This window comes from Brunnivagina elsteri CCALA 953, from assembly GCF_002289455.1.
Lineage (GTDB): Bacteria > Cyanobacteriota > Cyanobacteriia > Cyanobacteriales > Nostocaceae > Brunnivagina > Brunnivagina elsteri.
The window spans coordinates 1-8,177 of record NZ_NTFS01000305.1 but is presented as its reverse complement, the minus strand read 5'-3'; the positions used below and the strand labels follow the sequence as shown (position 1 = coordinate 8,177).

Genomic DNA, 8,177 nt, shown 5'->3' with positions numbered 1-8,177 from the left:
GCCTCCAAGTATCGGTTCCCAGCCTGGAGGCTGGGAACCAGTCAGGGCAAGGGCTACATCTTAACTTAGTGCCATTCGTTTTTAAAGCTTGTGCTGCAAGCTGTTGGGGCTTTTATTTCTTTTTGCTTCTTGCCCCTAAAACAAATTGTATCCAAAACCCGCTATGTTTTTAGGACTTACGTATGAGTTACGGAATAACGAACCGCAGAGGCACAGTATTTCGACTTCGCTCAATAACCGGGCACGGAGAAATCAGAGTTTGAGAGATATTTTGCGTAAGTCCTAGTTTTAACTGAATACCACTAAGTTCAGTCTCTTTCTTCTTGGTTGGGAAAATCATCGGGTGGTTGATCTTTTGCCATGCGTTGTTGCTCCTGGGATACCCATTCCCAAGCCATCAAACAACCAATGCTTAAACCTGCCAGCATCAGTGCTAATGTCCATGAGAACTGATGGGGGAATTTAAAATCAATCCAGATACCTATTGCCATTCCTAATAAAGTTGGTAAAACCACTGACCAGCCGACTAAGCCAACAAAACCTAAGCCAAACAAAACGCCACCATGAGGTTTTGCTTGGCGAGCATAAAGTCTGCGGCGTGCTTGATTAGCGATCGCCTTGGCGTTAAGATGCGTTTGGGAGCGAGAGGGTGGAGTTTTCATAGATATTCACCTAACTCGATAAAGTGCCGAATTGTGTTTACCTCTAGGTTTTCTAAGACGGAACGGGCTGTTTTTTCCCGTTCATCAATTAAGTGAAACTCCTCCTCAACGGTTTTTTTCAACATTTCTAAATCGCCACCATGAACAGCATTTTGGGTAGCAACTATTACCTCATCCCCATGCTTGATCAAAACTCCTTGATCGATGGCAAAGAATTGCTCTTGTCCTTGGGGTGGGACAAAGGATAGCAGACTCGGTATCAGTGTGGAAACAAAATCTATATGTTGAGGTAGCAAGCAAAACATCCCATTTTCCGCTTCTGCAATTACTTTGATGGCGGCTGTTTCGAGCAGGATTTTGGTGGGTAAGACAACTTTGAGCCGCATTTCTGAGGATGGATCGGTCATGATTTTTTGTCCTCTTTTGGAACCTTTACAACTTCATCAATGGAGCCGATCATGTAGAGCGATCGCTCTGGTGTATCAGCAAACTCGTCATTGAGAATACGCTCACATCCTTTTAGGGCATCGTCTAATTCGACTAATTTCCCTGTCAAACCTGTAAACTGGGCAGTGGAAAAGAATGGTTGAGTCAGAAACCGTTCTAAACGTCGCGCCTGAGATACCACTTGGCGATCGCCTGATGATAATTCTTCTAAGCCCAACATGGCAATGATATCTTTCAATTCCTCATAGGTGCTGATGGTTTTGCGGACTGCTTGCGCGATCTGATAATGGCGATCGCCAACGATATGAGGCATCAGCATTTTGGAATTCGATTGCATCAAATCTACGGCGGGATAAAGCCCTTCACTCGCCCGTTTCCGTGACAACACAATTGAGGCTGACAGATGGGAAAACACAGCGACAGCAGAGGGATCGGTGAAGTCATCCGCAGGTACATAAACCGCTTGAATAGAAGTAATCGCCCCTGCGGATGTATTGCAAATCCGCTCCTCTAGTTGGGCGAGTTCAGTGGCGAGGGTTGGTTCATAGCCCACCCGCGAAGGTAATATCCCCATCAGTCCCGATACTTCTGAACCCGCTTGGATAAAGCGAAAAATATTATCGATTAAAAGCAATACATCTTTTTGGGAGCGATCGCGGAAATATTCTGCCATTGTTAGCGCCGCGTGTCCTACCCAAAATCTGACTCCTGGTGGTTCATTCATCTGTCCGAAGACTAAAACTGCATTTGGAAGAACCCCCGTTGCTTGCATTTCTTGGTATAGATCAAGACCTTCTCGACAGCGTTCGCCAATCCCACAAAATAAACTTACACCTTGCTGCTGCTTCACCATGTTATGAATCATTTCTGTAATTAGCACGGTTTTACCAACCCCTGCACCACCAAGCAAACCTGTTTTACCGCCTCGTTCCAAAGGTGTGAGCAAATCGATCGCTTTAATCCCAGTTTTCAGGATTTCGGCTTTGGTAACTCGTTCTGACATGGCAATTGGCGTAGCATGAATCGATCGCCATTCGCCACCTGCGATCGCCTCTTTCTCATCGATCACTTCGCCAAATAGGTTTAACATTCTTCCTAAAAGGCGATCGCCTACGGGAACTTGTAACGGGTGCTGAGTATCAATCACAACCTCGCCGCGTGTCAAACCTGCTGTTGGAGCAAGTGCTACACCCCGCACCACCTGAGCGCTCAAATGTGAAACCACCTCGATGGACAGATTACCTCCTTTGCCTGTTTTTAATTGGCTATTTATATATGGCAAGCGTTTGGGAAAATGGATATCAATGATGCTGCTCCGCACGGAGAGGATAGAACCAAGATTTTGCTCTTGGGAATGATTTGATTGGGAAGATGATTTAATATTTGGTTCCATTTAAAGTCTCTATATCCAAATAATGACGAATCGTTAAGTAAGTACGGGAGAATAAATCAAAATAGATTAAGTAATGTAAAAATCTTGAGATTATTTTCTAGTGAGCGGCTCCAGCCCTCAAATGAGGACTAAAGTCCTCACTACAAACCTTTAATTATTTACGCCGCTCTACTTAATGGCTTAATTCAAAGGCTGAAATAATTTCTAGTAGTTCATCTGTAATTGCAGTTTGGCGTTTTTGCTGAAATTCACCAGTAAATTCTGTCAGCCGTTCTTCGATGTTTTTTTCGGCAACCTGCATAGAAGCGAGACGGCTGGCGTTTTCACCTGCGAGGGAATCACCAAAAGCACGATAGAGCAAGATAAAGAAATATTGTCGTAATAAAGACGCAACCAAAACATCGCTCGGCATCGTAAAAGTTGGTAGAGTATGCGATCGCGGTTCGACTTGGCTCACCTCTGTCCATTCTTGGCTTTCAATATGTTGTAGCCATGCGCTATCAAGTGGTAAAAGTTGCAGCTTGTATGGCTCCCATAAAGTATTGGAATGTAAATGGTTGTAAAATAAGGTAATTTGCACAATTTGCTCGCGATCGCGCCATCTAGCAATGTGTATCAAGATTTCTTGAACCATTGATGTAATCCCAGTTAGAGAACCTGGCATGGCGAAAGTTTGCTCAATTCCATAGCCTGCGGTTTCTAAATGGGAAATCAGTCTGGAGCCGACGGCAAAAATTGCCAGATGTTCAGATGAGAGCTTCAATTTCTCTAATTCAGCGATCGCATAGTGGCTAATCTGTTCGTTGAATTGACCGCACATCCCTTGCTCAGAGCCAAAGATAATTACCCCACAATGACCAAGGTCGCTCGAAAGGGATTGTGAGTAAGTTTTGAAGCCATCGTCGTTACCATGTTGGTGGAAAGCATTATGTGTATGTGCAGCTTTCAGTACGACGTGCAAACCCATTTCGATTGTCCGATTATACTCAGCCAGGGAAGCCACCGCCTGTTCATATTGGTGGATGTTTAACGCTGCTAATACTTTCATCATTTTCACCACGGCCTGCAGCTCTTGGGCTGTGTGAATTTGGCGTTGCAGAAGCTCAATGGATGACATGGCTACTCCTTCGTATCCTTAGTATCTTTGTTATCCTTCGCATCCTTGGGATATTTGATATCCTTCGTATCCTTTACAACTGTAGCGATAGCAGTTTTGGCAACCTTTAGTAAGGCATCGCGATCGGCATCCTTCAATGCGGCTCCGCTTTCGATTTGTCGGCAAAGATCGGCTAACTCGGTGGATATGGCTTGGGCGATCGCTTGCTCTGCAATGGCAATTTCAGCGATGGGGACGGAATCGAGTAAGGCTGCTGTCACCGAAAGCATTACAGCTATTTGCACAGCAGCCGGCATCGGTATATATTGCTTTTGTTTGAGAATTTCACGCACCCGTCGCCCACGTTCTAAAGTCAGGCGAGTGGATTCTTCTAAGCGCGTACCAAAGCGAGAGAAAGCCTCTAGTTCTTCAAATTGAGAATAGGAAAGTCGTAAATCTCCGGAAACAGTGCGATAAGCCGGGAGTTGAGTTTTACCACCCACCCGCGAAACTGATTTCCCGATATCGATCGCCGGTAATACTCCCTTTTGAAAGAGGATTGGTGAAAGATAAATCTGTCCATCGGTAATGGAAATTAGATTAGTTGGGATATATGCAGCAATATTTTGTGCCTCTGTTTCGATAATTGGTAGCGCCGTTAAGGAACCACCACCTCGTTTTGCATTTAAATGTGTAGAGCGTTCAAGCAAGCGTGAATGAATATAAAAAATATCCCCTGGATAGGCTTCGCGTCCAGGTGGACGGCGCATTAACAGAGATATTTCTCGATAGGTGCGGGCATGATTGGTGAGGTCATCATAGACGATTAGAACATCGCGCCCTTGATCTGTAAAATATTCCGCCATCGCAGTCGCGGCATAAGGTGCGACATATTTTAAGCCCGGTGGCTTTTCTGCTGCTGCCATCACGACGGTAGTGTATGCCATTGCGCCTTGTTCCTTGAGGTCGGCAATGACCTTGGCAACAGCCGCACTACGCTGTCCGATCGCGCAATAGATACAGAGAATATTTTTACCTTTTTGATTAATAATTGTATCCAGGGCAAGACCGCTTTTACCCGTTTGGCGATCGCCTAAAATCAATTCTCTCTGTCCACGCCCAATGGGAATTAGGGCATCGATCGCTTTGATTCCAGTTTGCAAAGGCACATTCACGGGCGCACGATCCATGATATTAGGAGCATCGCGTTCGGCGGGACGGCGTTCTGAAGTTCGCACTACGCCTTTCCCGTCAAGGGGACGACCGAGGGGATCGATAACTCTTCCTAGCAACTTGTCACCCACAGGGACATCAAGCACTTTGCCAGTACGCCGCACTTGAGTACCTGACTGGAGTTGGTCGCTAGAATCTAGCAAAACTACCCCAACTTCATCGGGATCGAGGTTAAATACCAACCCCAGACTACCGCCAGTAAAACGGACAATTTCCTCTGATTGCACATTCGGTAAACCGGCGACTTTGGCAATTCCTTGCCCAATCGATTGCACAATGCCGATTTCCTGCGATCGCAATTTTGCTTCATGGCGATCGAGAACTTGAGTATACAGTGCAAAATTATCTTGCAAAACTGTCTGTAAAGTTTCTTCTTGCTTCACATCATCCCTCCTCTGAGTTCTGATTTGTTTCAGCTTCTTCTGCAAAAACCATCACTAAATTTTCGGTGATTATATCTAAGTAAGCATCCATACTCCACGCCAGCTTATAGCCTGTGCCGCGTAGTTCGATGCCACAAATTAAACTAGATTCAATTTGATAAATCGGTTCGATTTTGTCTGAACCTAGCTTGTTAAAATAGTCTTGCAAAATTTTAGCGATCGCTGTACAAATATCCGTCGGTAGGGTGAAAGTACTCACCACCGTCAACGGAATGCTGTCTTTTGTCGAAGCAGTTAACATCATCACCAGTTCAGCACGTTCTTTTTCGGTGAGATCGCGCAATTTCTGCAAAAATACTTTGGAAATCTGCGTTTCTAGATCCGACTGCGCCAAGTCTGTCAATACCCGCCGCACCGTTGCTTGTAATTGCTGCATTGTGCGATCGCCTACTTCGTGCAAAAAAGAGTCTTTCTGACGTTGTAAATTGGTTTGCCATTGCGATTGCTCCTTCGCTACAGACTCCTGCATTTCTTTCAACAAGCGTTGGCGGGTTTCCTCCACTTCTAATTTTGCTTGAGTCAGCAATTCTGCCTTTTCGTCTGTAAATTGCTGTTGTATTTCCTGATAATGCTTAACCTCCTGTTCTGCTTCTTTTTTTTGTTGAGATGCCGACGACAAGCGATCGGAAATTGTCTTCTCGCGGCGTGCCATTGCCTTGGTAATCGGTTTATATAAAAAGCGTTGCAGCACAAATATCAAGACAAAAAAGTTGAGGATTTGCGCCCCGAAGGTAAACCAGTTAATCTCCACTTGATCAGGCTCCTGCTTTAGCGATCGCACCAACCACATAGTTCCAGAATGGATTAGCAAACAGGAGAATGAGCGCGATGACAAAGCAATAAATTGCCACGGATTCGATAAATGCTAATCCCACAAATAATGTGCGGGTAATTGTATTTGCTGCGTCGGGTTGTTGCGCGATGGAACTGAGTGCTTGAGCAACAGATTTACCTTCACCAAGGGCTGGTCCGATGGAGCCGACGGCCATAGTCAAACCCGCCGTGAAGATTGACACGGTACCAACAATTCCCAGTACAAATGATAGCGATTCATTTTGAGCCATAGTCTTCATTACTCGCAGAACCAATATAAACAACTGCTAAAACCGCGAAAATATATGCCTGAATTAAGCCTGTCAACAAACCTAAACCCTGCATAATCGCTGGAAAAAAGAATGGTGCGATCGATATTAAAATCGCCCCAATCATGCCGTCACTCATCACATTCCCAAACAAACGTACTGCTAAAGCTAAAGTCCGTGAGAGTTCGCTGATTATATAAAAGGGAAATAAAATTGGAATTGGCTCTATGTAGTGGTGGAGGTATTTCCAGATTCCTGATTGACTGATACCAAAAACGGGAACGGAAAAAAATACACATATTGCCAGAGCCGCAGTGGTAGACAATGAGGCAGTGGGCGGGTGATAACCAGGAACGATCACTAATAGATTAGAGGTTGCAATAAAAATAAATAGGGTGCCGATAAAGGGCAAATAGCGATCAGGATTTTGTCCACTGGTTTGCTCAATTTGATCGCGTAAATTAACAACTAAGACTTCCAGCAGGTTTTGCCAGTGGGATAACTGTGTGTCAGTGGAGAGTTTGCGTGTTACCAACCAAGCACCAACGCCCAACAGTAGCATGATCATCCATGTAAAGACCAAAGTGGCATTGATCGTCACCAATCCCCAATTCCAAAACACGATCTGATCTGGACTAATCTGCATTGATTCTCCTTGACCATTTCTGCATAATGTCACCAGTTTTTTGTCAGATTTGTTGAAGTATTAAAATATGGCATTTTGAAGTGTAGAACGTGGGTTTCAATGATGCGATTGCGTACCCAAATAAACGCACCTAAGCAAACGAGCAGATGCCAAGCTGCGTTCTCTTGAGCGATCGCTAGCACGAAAGCAAATCCGGCGATGGCGATTAGCGATCGCCCAAAAAAGCTGCCTAACGTTAATAGAATTGGGTTTTGGGTTGTAGGCAATTTCCGCACTGTTGTCCACAAGCCACGAAAATAGAAATTTCCTAGCAAAATTCCTAACAATAAACTAACTGGTAAAAAGAAGAGGCTGTTCATGTCAAATCTCCTCAGAGGCTGTTTGAAAAGTAAGTAGTTAAGCAAAATTAATTACACAAAATTAAGGAATGAAACCCTTATCCAGACTAGATACTTATGTGTAAATAATTCTGAACGATTACTTATTGGGCGAATAGAATTCGCTACTACTAAGAGAAAAACAAGGGTTGTTAACCCAGGTCGGTGGGTAAAGTCTCGTGTAGCCAAGCCAGTGGTTGGGCGGGCAATGCCCGACTTGTTCGCGTAGCATCTCCCCTTGGGAGAAGCAACTGGCGCGCGACTCCTAGTTGCCAAGGCTTTTCTACCTAGATAGAATACAGGAAAGAACTTCCTGATTTACTTATCATAACTTGGTGTTGTTTGATTTCCCGAATGATTTGATTAACTACGACACAAAACGTAATCAACTGAAGGCTGAAGTATGAAATTAATCCGCGATCGCGTATCAATATATGTCAATTTGTGTCACAAAATTACCCAATAAACTATGGCATGGGAACAAGCACTTAAGTTTTTTATTGTGATAGATGAGACTTATAAAGATTTTATGAATATTCCTATTTTCTGAGATTTTTTAATTATATTAAAGCTTTGCATTATCGATATAGTAGTTATTACAGCCATTTTCATGATTTGAATTTCACGGTGACACAAAAGTTCAGTGTTCGGATATTTACTACTATTTATTACACTTCCCTTATAACTCCATCAATACTGTGTTTGTGGTGTATTTCTTATCTCACAAAGCTTTTAATCGATATCTAGCTGATGTTGGATACGTGTAAAATAATCATAGATTAAATAATATTATACAAC

9 protein-coding genes are annotated in these 8,177 nt (G+C 43.8%); all 9 read right to left on the bottom strand.

The features are described from left to right. Nucleotides 1-308 precede the first annotated feature (308 nt). On the bottom strand, nucleotides 309-662 hold the full coding sequence (locus tag CK510_RS22000; protein WP_095723728.1) for an AtpZ/AtpI family protein: 354 nt from the start codon (nucleotides 660-662) through the stop codon (nucleotides 309-311). Then, nucleotides 659-1,069: a F0F1 ATP synthase subunit epsilon gene (locus CK510_RS21995; protein WP_245912301.1), complete on the bottom strand. Its 411-nt coding sequence runs from the start codon at nucleotides 1,067-1,069 to the stop codon at nucleotides 659-661. The genes CK510_RS22000 and CK510_RS21995 overlap by 4 nt, the downstream gene beginning before the upstream one ends. Next, on the bottom strand, nucleotides 1,066-2,502 hold the full coding sequence (atpD, locus tag CK510_RS21990) for a F0F1 ATP synthase subunit beta (RefSeq protein WP_095723727.1): 1,437 nt from the start codon (nucleotides 2,500-2,502) through the stop codon (nucleotides 1,066-1,068). The genes CK510_RS21995 and atpD overlap by 4 nt, the downstream gene beginning before the upstream one ends. Nucleotides 2,503-2,674: 172 nt before the next feature. Continuing rightward, the gene (locus tag CK510_RS21985; RefSeq protein WP_095723726.1) at nucleotides 2,675-3,619 is read right to left on the bottom strand and encodes a F0F1 ATP synthase subunit gamma; all 945 of its coding nucleotides are present in this window, start codon (nucleotides 3,617-3,619) and stop codon (nucleotides 2,675-2,677) included. Nucleotides 3,620-3,621: 2 nt separating this feature from the next. Continuing rightward, nucleotides 3,622-5,214, bottom strand: coding sequence for an alternate F1F0 ATPase, F1 subunit alpha (locus CK510_RS21980; protein ID WP_095723725.1), 1,593 nt, complete (start codon nucleotides 5,212-5,214; stop codon nucleotides 3,622-3,624). 1 nt (nucleotide 5,215) lies between these two features. Further along, nucleotides 5,216-6,025 carry a F0F1 ATP synthase subunit B family protein gene (locus CK510_RS21975; RefSeq protein WP_245912304.1) on the bottom strand — a complete coding sequence of 270 codons (810 nt, stop codon included), beginning with the start codon at nucleotides 6,023-6,025 and terminating at the stop codon, nucleotides 5,216-5,218. A gap of 4 nt (nucleotides 6,026-6,029) precedes the next feature. Then, nucleotides 6,030-6,338: a F0F1 ATP synthase subunit C gene (locus CK510_RS21970; protein ID WP_095723723.1), complete on the bottom strand. Its 309-nt coding sequence runs from the start codon at nucleotides 6,336-6,338 to the stop codon at nucleotides 6,030-6,032. Continuing rightward, complete coding sequence (locus tag CK510_RS21965) at nucleotides 6,325-7,035, bottom strand: F0F1 ATP synthase subunit A (protein WP_245912298.1); 711 nt, start codon at nucleotides 7,033-7,035, stop codon at nucleotides 6,325-6,327. Before CK510_RS21965 ends, CK510_RS21970 begins: the two co-directional genes overlap by 14 nt. Continuing rightward, nucleotides 7,032-7,361: an ATP synthase subunit I gene (locus CK510_RS21960; protein ID WP_095723721.1), complete on the bottom strand. Its 330-nt coding sequence runs from the start codon at nucleotides 7,359-7,361 to the stop codon at nucleotides 7,032-7,034. The genes CK510_RS21965 and CK510_RS21960 overlap by 4 nt, the downstream gene beginning before the upstream one ends. Between the last annotated feature and the right edge of the window lie 816 nt (nucleotides 7,362-8,177).